This window comes from Pseudoalteromonas sp. SR44-5 (assembly GCF_014163675.1).
Classification (GTDB): Bacteria; Pseudomonadota; Gammaproteobacteria; order Enterobacterales; family Alteromonadaceae; genus Pseudoalteromonas; species Pseudoalteromonas rhizosphaerae.
Genome location: NZ_JACJDT010000033.1, coordinates 36,579 through 53,765, shown reverse-complemented (window position 1 = coordinate 53,765; position 17,187 = coordinate 36,579). Strand labels below are relative to the sequence as shown.

Genomic DNA, 17,187 nt, shown 5'->3' with positions numbered 1-17,187 from the left:
CTAGGTGCTAGGTGCTAGGTGCTAGGTGCTAGGAAAATTTTAACGTTTTGAATTAGTAAGAAATAGTTTTAAATTTGCAAAAGCCAAAGTAGATAAACTTAATGAATAGCGAGCTGAAATTAGCTCGCTATTCATAGCTCGTAGCCTATGATTTTATTTGATCTCAACACGCTGAGAGCGCATCACGATTTCGTCGTTAAGTTCAATACCAATACCCGGCTCTTCAGACACTTCAAAGAAACCATTTTTAGGCTGTGGATCTTGCAAGCATAACTCACGGTTCCACTTTTTAATTGCATAAGTGTGATGCTCATGAATTAAGAAATTTGGAATAGCCGTTTCTAAATGTAATGATGCTGCGGTTGCAACGGGGCCGCCACAGACGTGAGCCTGAATACGCACATCAAAAATATCAGCGTAATCACACACTTTTTTAGTTTCAGTAAAACCACCACATAAACCGATATCTGGCTGTAATACATTAATACTTTGATCTTCTAAGTAAGGGCGCACACCCCAACGATTATATAAACGCTCGCCACCGGCAATTGGCACTGATACTTTATCTGCCACTTTGGCATGTAACGAATGATTTAAGTAGTTAACTGGTTCTTCATAAAACATACAGTCAAATTCTTTAGCGATTTCACCGATTTGAATAGCAGAGGTAACACCCGGTAAACTGTGGCATTCAAAAATGATATCGACTTCATCACCAACAGCTTCACGAATTGCCTGCATACGGGCGCGATATAGCTTCATTTCAGCACGTGAAATAATGTTAGTGCGGTCGTAATAGGTATTGCCGTCTTTATCATATTGGATCGGATCAACTTTAACGGCATCGTAGCCTTCAGCCACTGCTTTTAACGCCGCTTCTGCGTATTCTTGTGGATGTACCAGAGCTTTAAACTCAGTGTCCCAGTCAAACTGTAATTGCGAAGCATAAGTACGCAGCTTGTCGTTAACTTTACCGCCTAACAACTGATACACAGGTAAACCTAATGCTTTACCCTTAATGTCCCATAAAGCGGTGTCTATCGCGCTCATTGCTGCATAGACTACTGGGCCCCCACCTAAACCCCAAAAGCTTTCACGCAGCATACGCGACCATAACTTTTCGGTTTGAAATGGATCATGACCAATTAAGAAAGCATCAGCCATTTCTTTGATCATAGCAGCGGCAGCACTGTGTCCTAAATCATAAGCAAGGCCAGCTTCGCCAACCCCGCTAATACCTTCGTCAGTATGAATACGGACAAATACAGGAGTCCAAGCAGGTCTGTCTGGACAGTGGATATCAAAAACTTCAACGCGATTAACTTTCATGACAATTCCTTATTAACCAAGGCTTAGGTTATTTTGCAAAACTAGGATCAAGACGATGGGCCTTACGTAACATCGCAGGCCAAGCTAATTGCCCACCGGTACTACCGCTGTGCACTACATTCGCTTGATTATAAATATTATCGATTATGGCTTGAGGTACTGGTGTAACAGCTTGGCCACTGGCTTGTAAAGCCAGCTGTATTTCACAAGCACGCTGTAAGTCATAAAAACGCATAAATGCATCACCCACCGTTGGCCCCACAGTTAAACCACCATGGTTTACTAACAACATATGATTAGTATTAGCGAGATCATCTTGTAAACGTTTTTTCTCATCGCTATTAACTGCTAAGCCTTCATAGCCGTGATAAGACAATGACGGCAGTGAAAACATTGAATATTGACTAAGTGGCAGCAGACCATTTTGCTGCGTGGCAACGGCAATCGTTTCTTTAGTATGTAAGTGAATAACACAATGAGCGTCATCACGCACTTCGTGAATCGCGCTGTGAATCGTAAAACCAGCAGGGTTGATTGCAAATGGCGTGTCATCTAAAATATTTCCGGCCAAGTCCACTTTGACTAGGTTAGAAGCTGTTACTTCATCAAATGTGAGGCCAAACGCATTCACTAAATAATGGTCAGTACCCGGCAAACGCGCCGATAAATGTGTGTAAATCAAATCACCCCAACGAAAATGCTCAACCAACCGATAACAGGCGGCTAAATCAACTCGTAACTGCCATTCTTGTGCAGAGACTTTATTTTTTAAATCAAGTTGTGGTAAATCAAACATTATGGGGCCTTATTTAAACGCGTTAAAAGCAAAACACGATATAGATGGATAGAAGTCTAAAGTAGTGTGCGTGGATGATCAATATTTAAAACAAAACAGCCACACCAAATTGGTGTGGCTGTTTTCTGTGAGCCCAGTGATAACTCACACTCAGCAAAAATTATTTTACGTTTGCTAAGTAATCGGCAATAGCAACCATTTCTTCTTCAGTAACAGTAGCCACCATCGCTTTCATCGCTGCAGTCATGCCATTGTTGCGCGCACCTGATTTAATGTCTTTCATTTGTGCCACTAAGTAGTCTTTATTCTGACCATTTAGTTTAGGATACATTGCCATGATCGGTGCCTTACCTTCAGGACCATGACATGTTTGGCACATTTTTGCTGTATAAAGCGCAGCACCATCGGCAGCCATGCTGTTAAATGACATACTAGCAACCATTGAGAGGCTTGCACCTAAGAGTAATTTTGTTATCTTGCTCATTGTATTTTCTCTTCTTTTTGACGGTTTATAAAAATTATTAGCTTAATTGTAGACCATAATAACGGATCTTTGTACATCACATATGTACGTAATTTATACACCAAGTAGATCACCAAACACGCTGTTCAAGTCATCTCTTAGGCTACCATACTAAATCATCTGGTACTTCAAAATCAGCGTATGGGTCATCAGCATCTTTGCCTTTGTCTTCTGGCTCTACATGAAACACGATGTACTTTTCATCAACTTCTGCCACTTTACGGGCTGGCTCATCTTCAAGTACAAAAAACTGCCCTTCCAACACACAAATTGCCAGTCGGCCACCTGACAAGGCTTTTTGCGTTTGTTCATTTACGTCGAGCTCTTTGACTTTATTTTCGTAAGTAAAATTGAAAGTCCGCTCACCACGAATCGAATCTTGATTATGATGTTCTAATATCTGCTTTACGCGGGCAACTTGCTCACGTTGCTTTAACTCACCTTGGCGAGCTTGATTTAATTCTTCTGCTTTTTTCTGCTGTTCTAACTTTGTTTGCTGAATATGCTTTTGCAGATCACTAGGGTTACTGGTCGCCCCTTTTTTTGGCTTTTTTTGTTGCTTACGCTTTTCACTTTTAGCAACTTTAGCTTTATGTGATGTGGTTAATCCTGCTTGTAGCAATTGGTCTTGTAATGAACCCATAGCTTTGTTCCATTAAAAACTGATATTAGCTTTATTTTATACCCAAACCACCTCAAGATGCGAGTTTCAGTTGGAATTAAAAGCGATTTAGGCAAGGCATTGATTGCAAGTAATAGTGGGTCTATTGCTAAAATCAATAACGTAGTATAAATCGCTTTTAAACCAACCCGTTGGGCGTTTCACAGGAACTTACTCTCAGCGTTGTTACTTCTTAAAAGGGACTGCCATTCTTGCAAAGTAACGCCTTGATATTAAGCCCCTGTGAAACGCTGAATTCTGCATCTTGAGGTGGCTTGGGTATAATCACCAATTAAAACAAATCATAGTGCTGTGACCATTAATCTAGCAAAGTGTTGTGATTGAAAACCTGATTTAGCGCAATAAATACTTATTTCTAGAATAAAAGTAACCACTTAAAGAACGCGTTGAGGTTGAATTTAATATCAATCAGGTTAAGCTGTGGTTTTTGTAGTAGGGCCAATAAAATGCGTTTCGGTCATTTATTAGTTTGCTCGCTGTTTATCTTTTTCGTGCTCTATGCACCGCAGCCATTATTAAGTTTATTTGCAGAGCAATTTTCAGTTAGTCCTGCAACCGCAGGTAGCTTGATGACGGCAACTATGCTCCCTTTGGCGATTGCCCCTTTGGTATACGGCTTATTACTGGCTAAACGTAACCCTTTAACAATTCTTCGCTACGCGATGCTAGTACTAGCTGTTACCTGTATTGCTTTTGCCTACGCCCCCAGTTTTGAGTTATTACTGTTACTACGATTTTTACAAGGTTTAACCTTGCCTGCCGCACTCACCGCAATGACCACTTACATAGGCAGCACTTATCAAGCTGATAGTTTGCAAAAGAATATGACCTTCTATATTGGCAGTACAATTGCTGGGGGTTACTTTGGCCGAGTGTTAGCGGCTATTTTTGCTGATTTATGGACTTGGCAAAGCTTCTATTTTGTTATTGCCGCAGGTTTAATTAGCTTTGCATTGAATATTCCACGTAATCAAACAGCCATTGTTAACAGCACTCTTTCCCCATTAAATTATTTAAAACAGCTCGCGAATGCTGCGGTATTAAAATTATATGGTGCGGTGTTTTGTATGTTTTTTTGCTTTGCTGCGTTATTAAATTATTTACCGTTCATTTTACAAGACACTTTTTTAATTACTAATACCCGTGATATTGGCTTAGTTTATAGCGGTTACTTGATTGGCGCCCTCGCCTCTATTGCGACTCCTTGGTTATTAAAAAAGAGTATTTCACCGTGGCATTTATTGTCTGCTATATTTGCTTTTTACAGCACTACACTAGTATTTTTGATGAGCTCACAATTAGTGATTTTTTTACTGGCATTCACTGGTTTTTGCGGCGCGATGTTTATTATTCATTCAACCGCAGCGCCGCTGGTTAATAAAATAAGCAGTGCACCACCGAGTGTCACTAATGGTGCTTATGTGTCGTTTTATTATAGTGGCGGGGCTTTAGGCTCTTTTGTACCTGGCTTGGTATATCAACAACTTGGCCATATCGCATTTATGGCCTCGTTATTATTAGTCTGTATATGCGGATTAATTTTAGTAAGTTCGGCTTATCTAGCGGGTAAAAAAACCACTTTAGGTTGATGCCCTGTGGTGGCAAAAAAAGCGTCTAAATCGGCTTTTTTTAATAACCATGTTTGGGTGTTCTCAAATGGATGACAATGAAATAGATCACCAAACCATATGTCTTGGTCAAGCCATAAAGTGACATCATTTTGCTTATCATTCATCAAAGCAAGCATAGATACACATCCAGGTGCGACTTTTAAAAAGCGTGCTAAGCGCTCATCGGAGGCAAACCCTAAGCGTGACAAGCCTTGATATTTAGCCAGTGATTTTAAGTCTAACTGCTTGTCATGTGCGGTGATCACCAAAAAATGCTTTTTACCTTCGTTATCACGCAAAAATAAGTTTTTTAATCGCGTTCCGGGCCGTTCCACCATTAATTCATCTGCAGCAAGACTACTATGTAATGCAGGGTGTTCGATAACGTCATAATTGATATTTAAATGCGCTAACAGCGCCGCTAATTTACTTTTATCCGCTAACATTTATAAACAACGCCCCATCAAGCGTACACTTAAATCTCGCCACAATACTTCATTTATCTCATATTTATCGTTGCGACAATATTTTTTGTCATGCAGCTCTTGTTTTAATAAGTGCACGGCTTGATCTTCTAATTCTAATTTTAAGCTATTTGATTCTTCAAAATATTCTTGCTCTGCAAAGTTTTTAAATTGCTGGCGTGTCAGTGGTCGATCTAAGTTTAAATTTGCGCGACTATTGGCTTTAACCGATACCACATAAGCAAAAATCTTATTACCTTGCTCATCTAATTTAGTGTGTAACTGTTTATTATTAATTTCAAAAGGCGGCTCATCACTTTGGCTAGCACAACCACAGAGTAAAACGAGTAACATCAACGCGTATTTTTTCATTATTAGTATCATTCCTGTTATCCAGTGACCGTTAGTCTACCAAAAATTCATTGTTTGCGTAAAAATTCAAAAAATATATAAATAATACTTGACCAAATTTAGAAATCTCATTAAAGTTCGTCCCGCTTGAAACGGAACCTCAAGTAGGTTGCGAAATTCGTAACTTTAGGAATGTGGGGCTATAGCTCAGCTGGGAGAGCGCCTGCCTTGCACGCAGGAGGTCAGCAGTTCGATCCTGCTTAGCTCCACCACTTTCCTACTCTTCAATTTTTATCACTATGGCTCTGATGCCAAATTCAATTTTTAAATCTTTCTCATTTTAATCAAAAAACTGTTTATTTTATGTTAGTTATTTTTTAGCTATCAGTTGTGCGCTGCATGGTATTTACGATCAAAAATGCCGAGCATAAACTCGGCATTTTAATTTGGTTATTCGACTACCAATTATTCGCGAATTTGACCTACACCATTGACGAGGTATTTCTCCGTCGTTAATGATTCTAAGCCCATTGGGCCGTAAGCGTGTAGTTTTGACGTTGCGATACCAATCTCTGCACCTAAACCTAACTGTGAGCCATCAGAGAAGCGTGATGAGGTATTAACCATCACTACTGAGGCATCAACACTGCGCTGGAACAATTCAGCCGCGGCTTGGTTTTTAGTGCAAATAACTTCCGTATGGTTTGAACCAAATTGCGCAATATGCTCAATTGCACCAGCAAAATCTGGTACTACACGAATCGCGATTTCTAAATCTAAATATTCTTCGCCAAATTCCTCTGGCGCAAGCACTGTTGCATCATCAAAATATTGTGCGGCTTGGCTATCTGCATTTATTTTTACACCTTCTTGGCGTAATACAACAGCACATAAATTTAAAAACTCATCGGCAACATCCTGATGAACGACAAGGCCTTCTAATGCATTACATACGCCAGTACGCTGAGTTTTACCGTTCAGTAGCAAGTTAATCGCCACTTCTAAGTCAGCGTCTTTATCTACGTATAAATGACACACACCTTTAAAATGCTGGATCACAGGAATTGTACTGTTATCTGTTACAAAGTTAATTAGCCCTTCGCCGCCGCGTGGAATAATTAAGTCAATGCTGTCACGTTGCTGCATCAATTCCATTAATAATCCGCGGTCTGGATCTGGAATAACGGAGATTAACGCTGCCGGTAAATTATGCTGCTCTAATACTTGATGCATGACACTCGCAATTGCTTGCGAGCTTTTAAGCGCCTCTTTACCACCACGTAAAATAACCCCATTACCTGATTTGAAGCATAACGCTCCAGCATCAGCGGTTACATTTGGACGCGCTTCATAAATCATACATACCACACCAAGTGGTACGCGCATTTTACGAATTTTAATCCCGTTAGGACGTTCAGTAATATCGCGTAATTGACCCACCGGATCATCAAGGCTTACAATCACTTCAATGCCTTCAGCCATCGCTTCAATACGTTCGTCATTGAGCGTTAAACGGTCAATCATAGCGGCTGCTAGATTGTTATCGCGGGCTGCGGCTAAATCACTTTCGTTCTCTTTAATAATAAATGCTTTTTGTTGGCGTAATGCTGCAGCCATATCCAGTAGCACCTGATTTTTGGTCTCGGTATCGAGTAAGGCTAACTGATGTGCCGCTTTTGCTGCCTGACGTGAAATATCTGTAATTAAACTCATGACTTCTCCAATAATGCGATATCTTTCTCTGAAATAACGGGACCAATCGAATCTTGCATCTTGTCGCTAAATTCGCTTTGTTCGTTATCTGCTATAAAATTCAATAAACAACTACTGTAATTTGCAGTTGCTTTGGCTAATCGAGTGCCGTCGCTGCTACGTACCAAAATGGTATCGCCAATTGCAAACTCACCATGCACTGCGACAATTTCATCGCCACGGATACAGCCAGTTTCACCTTCTAAAGACTCATCGTATGAACCTGCGACAACGACTTCACCTTGCTCACTTGCAGTATGAGTCATCCAGTGAACAGCTTCTTGCATCGGTTTTTCGTACGGTAAGAAAATAGTACCTGGGTTCTCACCTTCCAGCAGTTTTGTAAATGTCTGCTCTTTAAAACCATTAATTATATAAGTAGTAATACCATGTGAAGTCGCTTTTTCAGCTGCTTCAATTTTAGTTTTCATACCACCTGTACCAACCGCACTGGTAGCAGATCCTGCCATAGCATAGATTGATTCATCAATTGATTTAATTTCAGGCAGTAATATTGCATCGTCGTGCAAATTAGGGTTTTTATCATAAAGCCCATCCACATCTGAAAAAATCATCAATGCATCAGCATCTGCTGCTGCAGCGACCATTGCCGATAAGTTATCATTATCACCGACTTTTAAATCATCAGTTGTCACCGTATCATTTTCATTCATGATTGGCAGCACACCATGATCCAACAAAGTGAAAACAGTTTCTCTAATACTCTCATAACGCTCACGGTCACGTAAGTCACCATGAGTTAATAAAATCTGCGCCGATGGGAAATCAAAAAAGCGGTCCCACATAGCCATCATTTCGGTTTGCCCTGCTGCTGCCATGGCCTTTTTCATTGCCACAGTGCGCTCTTGTGTCTTCGGAAATAAATGCGCGCCAGCGGCAACTGAGCCTGACGAAACTAAAATAACTTCAATTCCTTGACTACGACAACGAACAATAAACTGAGCGATGGTTAATAAATAGCGTGAGCGACAACCATCTTGATCAGGTGCAATCAATGCGCTACCTACTTTTAATACGATACGTCGCCAATTTAACTTTTGCATAAATGTTCAACTTTCCATTTTAACTGTGACTTACCCTAGTTTGGATAAATCTGAAAACAACCACCTAGTGTTTACCTAGGTTACGAGTTAACAATTTGCACTTGCTTTTGCTCACTTTCTTTAGCCATCACTTTTTAATACTCAGCCGGAAACGCTCACTTAGTTAATTAACAAAGTGCGTTAGATATAGCATAACTTTGGCTCAATCATTAAGACTGAACAGTTATAAAGTAAATAAAAAGTGTTGTTTATGCATCGCTGTAAAAAGCTGTGTGAAGCTTTTTTATTAACAACATACATAGAGCCTCTAAAGTCTGATACACCAACAGATAGGGTGATGACTCAAGGACCGAGATTTGCTCACCACGATGGGTGTCAAATATTGAGTAAGTAACAGTTCAACTCAAACAATATGAATCACAATAAAATGTAATTTATGTTCAAATTAACTAATTACTAAAAATGAGTAAAATTGTACAAACTGCATTCAAAACAATTAACAAATTGATTTTTAAGCATATAAATATAGTAACCTCAATCTAAATTGTTGTAATTTAAAGCAACTTAAAAATAACTATATGTATTCGCTTAGACCTAACAAGTAACTAATTAGATGACTAATTGTTTGAACACTAACTATATTACGCTACTTTTAGCCTAAAGATCAAGACTATATTTTATTCACTCGGCTTACTATTGCAGCTAATAAATTTTAAAGTCATTAAGATTCAGTAAGTTAAATAGAGTTTAATTTGTTTCAAATATTTTAAAACCAATAAATTATCATTTCTTCTACAAATAAGTTCGTAAACAGCTAAAATTCTATTAGGAAAAATTAACATACACGTGTATACCCCTGTATTATAAGTATCGAAAGGTTTACTCCTAACTGTTGTAATAAATAAGGAATACTTCATCTATGTCAGCTATTTATATCGCAGGGATCGCTCTATGTTCGGTTCTCGCCCAATGGATAGCATGGGGTTTTCGTGTCCCAGCTATTTTATTTTTGTTACTTACCGGCCTGTTACTTGGCCCTGCTACGGGTTTACTTGATCCAGATGCACTGCTTGGTGATCTACTCTTTCCTGTGGTCTCACTCAGTGTTGCGGTGATCTTATTTGAAGGTTCTTTAACTCTGCACTTTAGAGAACTCAAAGGTATTGGCAAGGTAGTCCGTAACTTGTGCTCTATTGGCATGATTACGACTTGTATAGTGATAAGCCTCAGTGCCTATTGGATTTTAGAACTCAACTGGCGTGTAGCAGCGGTGCTCGGTGCAGTATTGGTTGTGACTGGCCCAACAGTTATTGCACCGCTATTAAACTCAATGCGACCAACCCAAGATATTGACCGCATACTACGCTGGGAGGGCATTGTTATTGACCCAATTGGTGCTTTATTTGCGGTTTTAGTATTTGAAGCGGTAATGCTAGTTGGTCAAGGTGAAGTGTTTATTCATACCGTAATCGCCTTGTTTAAAACCTTAGGAGTCGGTTTATCTATTGGCGTGGTCGCAGGTTGGCTTACAACGTTACTGATCCGCCGCGAATGGCTACCATTTGAATTACATAAATTCGGCATCTTAGCTCTGGTACTTATTAGCTTTACAGTCTCAAATCATTTGAGCCATGAGTCAGGTCTATTAGCGGTTACTGTATTTGGTATTTGGTTAGCGAACCAAGACGATTTAGAAATTGATTCTGTTTTAGAGTTTAAAGAAGATCTGTCTATGATCTTAATTTCAACCTTATTCATTTTGCTTGCTGCGCGTTTAGAATTAGCTGATTTAATGATGCTTGATGCCGATGTGTTCATCTTTTTGGCTATCGTATTATTTATCGCTCGCCCATTGTGTATTGCGATCTCCACTTTCGGCACTGAGCTACCAATTAAATCTCGCTTAGTACTCGCGTGGATTGCTCCGCGCGGTATTGTCGCAGCAGCGGTAGGCTCTGTATTTGCTATTAGTATGATGGAAGCTGGTGTTGCTGACGCCGAGAAAATGGTGCCACTGATTTTTACCGTTATCATTATCACAGTAGTTCTGCAAAGCTTAACTGCGATCCCGATTGCGAAGCTATTAGGGGTTCGTCAGCCTTCACCGAATACTATTTTGATCATTGGTGCAAACCATGTCGCTCGTGCCATTGCTTGTGGGCTAAAAGAGCAAAATATTCAAGTACACTTATCAGATCCAGCTTGGGAAAACTGCCGCATGGCACGTATGGATGGGCTGCCTTGTTATTATGGTAACCCGCAATCAGAACATGCTGAACGTTACTTACCCCTGACAACTCTACGCAGCGTAATGGCGCTTTCGCCAAACCGCCATCATAACGCGCTAGGCGTGCAGTATTTTTCACATTTATTGAATGAAAAGAACGTCTTTTCATTGCGTTCTTCGACCTCTCACGCCAAAGCAAACAAAGACAGCGCGACGTTTCTATCTCGGCAAATTTTGTTTGGTGACAGCGGCTCTTATGCACGTTTAAGTAGCTTAATTGCTAAAGGCGGCAAGGTCAGTGTAACGCGAATTTCTGAAGAGTTTAACTGGGGCAAATACCAAGAGATGAACAGCGATGCAATTCCGTTATTCATCCTCAATGGTGACAAAGACAGTGATGATGATAGCCCTATCAAACTGCGTCCGTTTACTATTAATATGGAAAAACCGCCGCAAGAAGGTGAACGTGTCGTCGCGATGCTGCCACCAAAAATGTCGGTATTGAAAGATCCTAATAATGGTAAAAACAAAGAACCGAAAGAAATAAAAGAGTAAAACGAAAAAGGCTAGGTATCGCACCTAGCCCTTTTACTTTCAACTTGCTAGTTTTCTAACTCGCTAACTAATCTACTCAAACCTACAATGGCAATCGTGCACGCGCTACTACACTATCGGGCATTTTTTGCGCCAATTGGGCTAGCGAGCGTTCAATCTTTTTATGGGTTGCTTTATCTGCAACCATACTATGAAATAACCAACGATATGCGTCTTCGTAATCACGTGGACTGCCATAGCCTTGATTAAATAAACTAACTAACCGCAATTGTGCTTTTAAATTACCTTGTGATGAAGCTTCACGTAGGTAAGTCACAGCAAGCGCTTTATCCTTTTGCACCAATCGACCCGTGTCATAGTATCGCCCGAGTTGCTCTAATGCCGCCGCTAAGCCTTGCTGTGCTGCTTGACGCATATAATACACACCAAGCTCTACATTACGATCAACACACACCGCATACGCCAGCATATCGCCATATAAAAATTGATAAGAAGGCAGTGCCATTTTATTGGCTCGTGCTTCGATATCTTGTACTAACTGGCAGTCATCTGCCTTTACTCGCGCAAGATGTGTATTACTATTGATCAAAGCAAGCAGCTCAGTTTCTGTATATAGTGGCACGGCAGCTATGGTCTCTTCAGACTTGGCGTGGCTTGCCAGCAAAAACGATAACGGCACTAATGATAAACAAGTTAACAAACGCATTTAGGTCACTTTAAATTAAAAACCATCTTGCTAAAGTTTATACAAAGATCGTTCCAGAATGAAATTTATAAATAGCTTATTTATTATAAACACTATCCCCAGACACAAAAAAAGCTGCACAAGGCAGCTTTTTTAGTACTATCAGTAATTATGCAAACGGACTGCGTAATACTATAGTTTCTACACGGTCAGGACCTGTAGAAATAATATCAACAGGTACACCGGTGATTTCTTCAATGCGTTTGATGTAATCAAGTGCCGCTTTTGGTAGCTGCTCAACAGTAGTAGCACCCACTGTATTTTCAGTCCAACCAGGCATCTCTTCATATACTGGCGTTACTTTATCATAACCTTCAGCAGCAAGTGGCGTCACATTAGTGATAGTGCCATCTTCTAACTGATAACCAGTACAGATTTTTAGTGTTTCTAGACCATCTAACACGTCTAGTTTAGTTAAACAAAAACCTGAGATAGAGTTAATTTGTACTGCACGGCGCATAGCCACAGCGTCTAACCAACCAGTACGACGTAAGCGACCAGTCGTTGCACCAAACTCATGACCTACGGTACCTAAGTGCTTACCAACTGGGTCTTGTTTTTCTAAACCGTCGTAAAGCTCGGTAGGGAAAGGACCAGAACCAACACGCGTGGTGTAAGCTTTGATAATACCTAGTACATAATCAAGATTTAACGGACCAAAACCAGCACCTGTAGCAACGCCACCAGCAGTAGTATTTGAAGACGTTACATATGGGTAAGTACCGTGATCGATATCAAGTAATGTACCTTGCGCGCCTTCAAACAAGATGTTGTCGCCCGCTAAACGCGTTTGATCAAGTAACTCAGTTACGTCAACAACCATTGCTTTAAGGATATCTGCAACAGCCATTGCATCATCAAACGTCTGTTGGAAATCTACCGCATCTACTTTGTAATAATTTACTAAAGTGAAGTTATGGTATTCCAATACTTCTTTAAGCTTCGCAGCGAATAATTCAGGGTTGAATAAATCACCGATACGCAAACCACGACGGGCTACTTTATCTTCATAAGCAGGACCTATGCCGCGACCTGTTGTACCAATCGCTTTATTACCACGTGCTTTTTCACGAGCTACATCTAATGCGATGTGGAAAGGCAAAATAAGCGGACATGCTTCACTGATCAATAAACGTTCACGTACTGGTACGCCACGTTCTTCAAGCATGCCAATCTCTTTCATTAGCGCTTCTGGTGAAACAACAACACCATTACCAATCACACACTTAACATTGTCACGTAATACACCCGATGGAATAAGGTGTAAAACTGTCTTTTCACCTTCGATTACCAGTGTATGACCAGCGTTATGGCCACCTTGGTAACGAACTACTAAAGATGCTTTGTCTGTAAGGAGGTCAACTACCTTACCCTTACCTTCGTCACCCCATTGGGTGCCTAATACAACAACGTTTTTACCCATTGTAAATTCACTTAGAAAAAATTAGGACGAGATTTTACCAGATAATGAGGGGAAAGATCACCCCCGTTTAGGTTATTTTTTCTGCGCAGTCGTACAACGACCTTTGCAATAAAAATTAACTGGTTGAATAACATTAAGTTACTCATAAAAATTCATCTTACTAAAAGAAAAACCCTGCATACACAGGGTTTGGATTTGTGCTAGATTTAGAAAAAGATTACTGCGCTGCAGCACCTTTCATATATCTAAAGAAGTCACTGTCTGGTGATAATACCATTACGTCTTGCTTATCTTTAAAGGTCTTTTTATAGGCCTCTAATGAACGTACAAAACCAAAGAATTCAGCATCTTTATTGTACGCATTGGCATAAATAGCCGCAGCTTTTGCATCGCCTTCACCGCGAACGGTACGGGCATTACGCTCAGCATCAGCCAGCATTACTGTGACACGACGGTCAATGTCAGCACGAATCGTTTCGGCTTTTTCTTGACCTTCAGAGCGGTGCTCTTTAGCAACAGCAGTACGCTCTGCACGCATACGTTGGTAAATCGAATTACTCACTTCTGACGGTAAATTGATTTGCTTAACACGTACATCAAGTACTTCAATACCTAGCTCTTGAGCACTTTCAGAAGCTTGAACTAATGCTTCTTCCATTAACTCACTACGTTCACCGGAAACAATCTCACGGATAGTACGTGAACCAAAGTTAGTACGTAGACCATTATTTACTTTTTGCTTAAGTAGTGCTTCAGCGTATTGCTTATCACCACGGGCACGTAAGTAAAAAGCACTAAAATCACTAACACGCCATTTTACAAACGAATCAACTATTAAGTCTTTTTTCTCGCTAGTAACAAAACGATCCGGTGCACCATCTAATGTCTGAATACGCGCATCAATACGACGTACTTGACTAAAGAAAGGTACTTTGAATTGTAAGCCAGGACCATAAACAATTGCTTTATCATCACTGTCTTTTTGCACTTTGCTGAATAGCATAACAATTGCTTTTTGCCCTTCAGGTACTACGAACACTGACGAAAAAGACAACACAACGGCCGCTAGTAATATAACTAAACTAAAGTTTTTCATTGCGCTTATCTCCCGTCGTTAAAGCGATCAGCACCAAAGCGGTCTGAACTTGAGTTCACAGTGCTATTGCGCGATGTATTAACTTTATTGCGTAAGTCGTTAATATCACTTGAGCTAGGTAATGCAACACGGGTTGCGTTCCCTTGCTTATCCATGATTTTATCAAGCGGTAAATACATCATATTATTGCCGCCCTTAACATCAACTAACACTTTTGAACTGTTACCTAGCACTTCTTCCATGGCATCAATATATAAACGCTCACGGGTTACACGCTTAGCAGCCTGATATTCAGGTAATAGCTTTTCGAAACGCGCGACTTCACCTTGTGCTTCTAAAATAATGCGCTCGCCGTAACCTTCAGCTTCTTGCGTCATACGGGTAACTTGACCACGAGCACGTGGCTCAATTTCACGCGCATATGCTTCAGCTTCACGAATAAAACGTTGTTCATCTTCTTGTGCGGCAATGGCATCATCAAACGCGTCTTTAACTTCAGCCGGTGGGCGTGAGTCTTTAAAGTTAACGTCAGTTACGATCAAGCCTAAGTTATACGGTTCGATGATTTTATTCAGTTCATCCCAGGTATTTTGACGCACAACCTCACGGCCATTTGTTAATACTTGGTCCATTTTTGAATGACCAACAACATAACGCAGTGCACTCTCTAGCGCTTCTTCTAAGCTAGAATCAGCATTAGTTACACTAAATTTGTATAGGAAAGGATCAATAACACGGTATTGCACCTGAAACTCAACGCTTACCACGTTTTCATCTTCAGTGAGCATAAAACCAGACGTCGATAATGAGCGAACGGCTTCAATATCTACCGGAATTACCGTTTCAATAAACGTCATTTTCCAACGCAGACCTGGATCTGCAATGCGGTCAAATTGACCAAAATGTAAAACGATGCCGCGCTCTGCTTCTTTCACGGTATAAATACCGCTCAGTGCCCATACAATTGCAGCAATGATCAGTACAAATGAAAGACCAGCTCCACCAAGTCCGCCGCCGCCATTGCCGGATTTATTACCGCCAAATAAGCCACCAAACTTGCTGCTGAATTTACGAAACACCTCGTCTAAGTCAGGTGGGCCTTGATCACGTCCGCCTTTTTTGTTCCACGGATCTTTGTCATTGCCATTATTACCCGGTTCATTCCAGGCCATAGCTATACTCCATTGTTATCTAAATAATTTAGGTAATTACGTTAAATCTAACAAAAATACCGCAGTTCTCATACTAAAAATGACATTGTGCAGTAGTTTTTTCGAATTACGAAATAAAAGCGTCGATTTCAGGACCAAACTCTTTTCTTAAACGATTCCATTCTACCATAGGCAGTCGAGTAGCAAGTAACCAATGACCCTGTTCATCAAAGTCTTCTTGATGCACGGCATTTAAATTGAACAACGCAGCACGTAAACGACCATATTGCGGAGCTAATTTAAGCGTATGAACAAACATTTTCTTTGCTAACAGCTCGCTGATAGCTTCAGACAATAGTTCACACCCTGCGCCACTGTGTGCCGACAACCATACTCTAATAGGCATGCCTTCATCGTCACGGTCAATACGTGGTTCAATATCTTCAAGCGCATCAATTTTGTTGTAAACCAACAATTGCGGCACTTCATCAGCTTCTATTTCTTTAAGAACCGATTGTACCTGTTCAATATTCTCTTTACGACGATGATCCGCAACATCGACCACATGAAGTTGTAAATCAGCTTCACGAGTTTCGGTTAGCGTCGCTTTAAATGCGGCAACTAGGTCATGGGGTAAATGACGAATAAAGCCAACGGTATCGGCTAAAATTATCGAACCAACATCTTCTATTTCGAGTTTGCGTAAGGTTGGATCAAGCGTCGCGAACAGTTGATCAGCAGCATACACATTAGAGTTAGTAATGCGATTAAATAACGTCGACTTACCCGCATTGGTATACCCTACCAACGACACCGTAGGAATTTCATTGCGGTTACGAGCACGTCTACCTTGCTCACGCTGCACTGCCACTTTCTCTAAACGCGCGCGAATACTTTGAATACGAACTCGCAATAAACGTCGATCTGTTTCTAGCTGAGTTTCACCAGGCCCGCGCAAACCGATCCCGCCTTTTTGGCGTTCAAGATGCGTCCAGCCTCGGATCAAACGCGTCGACATATGACGCAATTGTGCTAGCTCAACCTGCAACTTACCTTCATGGGTACGTGCACGTTGCGCAAAAATATCAAGAATAAGCGTCGTTCTATCAAGCACACGACATTGGCAAACGCGTTCTAAATTGCGTTCCTGTGACGGTCTGAGTTGATGATTAAAAATGACGACATCTGCGTTGTGGATTTTGACAATCTCAGCGATTTCTTCAGCCTTTCCGGTACCGACGAATAGTTTCGGATGTGGTGCTTGACGGCTGCCTTGCACAACCGCCAAACTGCTAACACCAGCAGAAGATACCAACATTTCCAATTCATGAAGATCTTCACGATCCCCTTCTTTTGGAAAGTCGATATGAACTAAGACTGCCTGTTCGCCGGCTTCATAACGGTCAAACAAACATTATG

At 40.7% G+C, this 17,187-nt stretch carries 15 protein-coding genes and 1 tRNA gene; 3 read left to right on the top strand and 13 right to left on the bottom strand.

All coding sequences use genetic code 11. The features are described from left to right. Positions 1-153: 153 nt before the first annotated feature. From H5154_RS16100 to H5154_RS16085, 4 genes are all read right to left on the bottom strand, one after another. The gene (locus tag H5154_RS16100; protein ID WP_064668182.1) at positions 154-1,329 is read right to left on the bottom strand and encodes a mandelate racemase/muconate lactonizing enzyme family protein; all 1,176 of its coding nucleotides are present in this window, start codon (positions 1,327-1,329) and stop codon (positions 154-156) included. A 28-nt stretch (positions 1,330-1,357) separates the two neighbouring features. Beyond that, positions 1,358-2,125, bottom strand: a complete 768-nt coding sequence (locus tag H5154_RS16095) for a class II aldolase/adducin family protein (RefSeq protein WP_145238137.1) — start codon at positions 2,123-2,125, stop codon at positions 1,358-1,360. Positions 2,126-2,285: 160 nt separating this feature from the next. Continuing rightward, complete coding sequence (locus H5154_RS16090; RefSeq protein ID WP_145238134.1) at positions 2,286-2,609, bottom strand: c-type cytochrome; 324 nt, start codon at positions 2,607-2,609, stop codon at positions 2,286-2,288. 142 nt (positions 2,610-2,751) lie between these two features. Then, entirely contained in the window at positions 2,752-3,291 is a 540-nt protein-coding gene (locus H5154_RS16085) for a DUF2058 domain-containing protein (protein WP_149980503.1), read from the bottom strand. Positions 3,292-3,776: 485 nt separating this feature from the next. Between H5154_RS16085 and H5154_RS16080 the strand changes: the two genes are divergently transcribed. After that, on the top strand, positions 3,777-4,919 hold the full coding sequence (locus H5154_RS16080) for an MFS transporter (protein ID WP_182718931.1): 1,143 nt from the start codon (positions 3,777-3,779) through the stop codon (positions 4,917-4,919). Here H5154_RS16080 and H5154_RS16075 read toward each other — a convergent pair. Together H5154_RS16075 and H5154_RS16070 are read right to left on the bottom strand one after the other, a co-directional pair. Further along, positions 4,886-5,386, bottom strand: coding sequence for a prolyl-tRNA synthetase associated domain-containing protein (locus H5154_RS16075; RefSeq protein WP_145238125.1), 501 nt, complete (start codon positions 5,384-5,386; stop codon positions 4,886-4,888). The two genes, H5154_RS16080 and H5154_RS16075, sit on opposite strands and share 34 nt — an antisense overlap. Continuing rightward, on the bottom strand, positions 5,387-5,776 hold the full coding sequence (locus H5154_RS16070) for a hypothetical protein (RefSeq protein ID WP_145238122.1): 390 nt from the start codon (positions 5,774-5,776) through the stop codon (positions 5,387-5,389). 175 nt (positions 5,777-5,951) lie between these two features. On the opposite strand from H5154_RS16070, the gene H5154_RS16065 reads away from it, so the two are divergent. After that, positions 5,952-6,027, top strand: a tRNA-Ala gene (locus tag H5154_RS16065). 193 nt (positions 6,028-6,220) lie between these two features. On the opposite strand, the gene H5154_RS16060 is transcribed toward H5154_RS16065, so the two are convergent. Continuing rightward, entirely contained in the window at positions 6,221-7,468 is a 1,248-nt protein-coding gene (locus H5154_RS16060) for a glutamate-5-semialdehyde dehydrogenase (RefSeq protein WP_145238119.1), read from the bottom strand. Continuing rightward, positions 7,465-8,571, bottom strand: coding sequence for a glutamate 5-kinase (gene proB / locus H5154_RS16055; RefSeq protein ID WP_145238116.1), 1,107 nt, complete (start codon positions 8,569-8,571; stop codon positions 7,465-7,467). Before proB ends, H5154_RS16060 begins: the two co-directional genes overlap by 4 nt. A 919-nt stretch (positions 8,572-9,490) precedes the next feature. Between proB and H5154_RS16050 the strand changes: the two genes are divergently transcribed. Continuing rightward, the gene (locus H5154_RS16050; protein ID WP_145238113.1) at positions 9,491-11,353 is read left to right on the top strand and encodes a sodium:proton antiporter; all 1,863 of its coding nucleotides are present in this window, start codon (positions 9,491-9,493) and stop codon (positions 11,351-11,353) included. Between the two features lie 82 nt (positions 11,354-11,435). Here H5154_RS16050 and H5154_RS16045 read toward each other — a convergent pair whose 3' ends face one another. The 5 genes from H5154_RS16045 to hflX form a co-directional block, all read right to left on the bottom strand. After that, positions 11,436-12,059 (bottom strand): tetratricopeptide repeat protein, encoded by a 624-nt coding sequence (locus H5154_RS16045; protein WP_182718930.1) that lies wholly within the window; start codon positions 12,057-12,059, stop codon positions 11,436-11,438. A 148-nt stretch (positions 12,060-12,207) separates the two neighbouring features. Beyond that, entirely contained in the window at positions 12,208-13,521 is a 1,314-nt protein-coding gene (locus H5154_RS16040; RefSeq protein ID WP_182718929.1) for an adenylosuccinate synthase, read from the bottom strand. A 217-nt stretch (positions 13,522-13,738) separates the two neighbouring features. Beyond that, positions 13,739-14,617, bottom strand: coding sequence for a protease modulator HflC (gene hflC / locus H5154_RS16035; protein WP_145238107.1), 879 nt, complete (start codon positions 14,615-14,617; stop codon positions 13,739-13,741). 5 nt (positions 14,618-14,622) lie between these two features. Continuing rightward, complete coding sequence (hflK, locus tag H5154_RS16030) at positions 14,623-15,789, bottom strand: FtsH protease activity modulator HflK (RefSeq protein WP_145238104.1); 1,167 nt, start codon at positions 15,787-15,789, stop codon at positions 14,623-14,625. A gap of 106 nt (positions 15,790-15,895) precedes the next feature. Then, positions 15,896-17,179, bottom strand: coding sequence for a ribosome rescue GTPase HflX (gene hflX, locus H5154_RS16025; protein WP_149980498.1), 1,284 nt, complete (start codon positions 17,177-17,179; stop codon positions 15,896-15,898). Positions 17,180-17,187 lie beyond the last annotated feature (8 nt).

Excerpts from the sequence above, each read along its gene's own strand:
- H5154_RS16060 (WP_145238119.1), bottom strand. The coding sequence starts at position 7,468 with ATGAGTTTAATTACAGATATTTCACGTCAGGCAGCAAAAGCGGCACAT.
- H5154_RS16085 (WP_149980503.1), bottom strand. The coding sequence starts at position 3,291 with ATGGGTTCATTACAAGACCAATTGCTACAAGCAGGATTAACCACATCA.
- proB (WP_145238116.1), bottom strand. The coding sequence starts at position 8,571 with ATGCAAAAGTTAAATTGGCGACGTATCGTATTAAAAGTAGGTAGCGCA.
- H5154_RS16075 (WP_145238125.1), bottom strand. The coding sequence starts at position 5,386 with ATGTTAGCGGATAAAAGTAAATTAGCGGCGCTGTTAGCGCATTTAAAT.
- hflK (WP_145238104.1), bottom strand. The coding sequence starts at position 15,789 with ATGGCCTGGAATGAACCGGGTAATAATGGCAATGACAAAGATCCGTGG.
- hflC (WP_145238107.1), bottom strand. The coding sequence starts at position 14,617 with ATGAAAAACTTTAGTTTAGTTATATTACTAGCGGCCGTTGTGTTGTCT.
- H5154_RS16090 (WP_145238134.1), bottom strand. The coding sequence starts at position 2,609 with ATGAGCAAGATAACAAAATTACTCTTAGGTGCAAGCCTCTCAATGGTT.
- H5154_RS16040 (WP_182718929.1), bottom strand. The coding sequence starts at position 13,521 with ATGGGTAAAAACGTTGTTGTATTAGGCACCCAATGGGGTGACGAAGGT.
- H5154_RS16070 (WP_145238122.1), bottom strand. The coding sequence starts at position 5,776 with ATGAAAAAATACGCGTTGATGTTACTCGTTTTACTCTGTGGTTGTGCT.
- H5154_RS16095 (WP_145238137.1), bottom strand. The coding sequence starts at position 2,125 with ATGTTTGATTTACCACAACTTGATTTAAAAAATAAAGTCTCTGCACAA.
- H5154_RS16050 (WP_145238113.1), top strand. The coding sequence starts at position 9,491 with ATGTCAGCTATTTATATCGCAGGGATCGCTCTATGTTCGGTTCTCGCC.
- H5154_RS16100 (WP_064668182.1), bottom strand. The coding sequence starts at position 1,329 with ATGAAAGTTAATCGCGTTGAAGTTTTTGATATCCACTGTCCAGACAGA.
- H5154_RS16080 (WP_182718931.1), top strand. The coding sequence starts at position 3,777 with ATGCGTTTCGGTCATTTATTAGTTTGCTCGCTGTTTATCTTTTTCGTG.
- H5154_RS16045 (WP_182718930.1), bottom strand. The coding sequence starts at position 12,059 with ATGCGTTTGTTAACTTGTTTATCATTAGTGCCGTTATCGTTTTTGCTG.